The sequence below is a fragment of the Pseudoalteromonas aliena genome (assembly GCF_038155085.1).
Taxonomy (GTDB): Bacteria; Pseudomonadota; Gammaproteobacteria; order Enterobacterales; family Alteromonadaceae; genus Pseudoalteromonas; species Pseudoalteromonas aliena_A.
In genome coordinates this window covers 1-208 of sequence record NZ_JBAKAU010000305.1, presented here as the reverse complement: position 1 = coordinate 208, position 208 = coordinate 1, and the positions used below count along the sequence as shown (strand labels likewise).

1 pseudogene is annotated in these 208 nt (G+C 43.3%); it reads left to right on the top strand.

Going from position 1 to position 208, the window contains the following annotated elements:
• Positions 1-21: 21 nt before the first annotated feature.
• Positions 22-208 (top strand): annotated as a pseudogene (locus tag V6260_RS19515) (nucleoside monophosphate kinase); the annotation flags it as partial.

Genomic DNA, 208 nt, shown 5'->3' with positions numbered 1-208 from the left:
TCCATACTAGGTGACAATGATATGCGCATTATTCTTTTGGGCGCGGCGGGTGCTGGTTAAGGTACTCAAGCTCAGTTTTTAATGGACAAGTACTGTATTCCACAAATTTCTACTGGCGCCATGCTTCGCGCAGCTATTAAAGAAGGCACACAACTGGGTCTAGAAGCAAAAAAAGTAATGGATGCAGGTCAGTTAATTTCTGACGAAA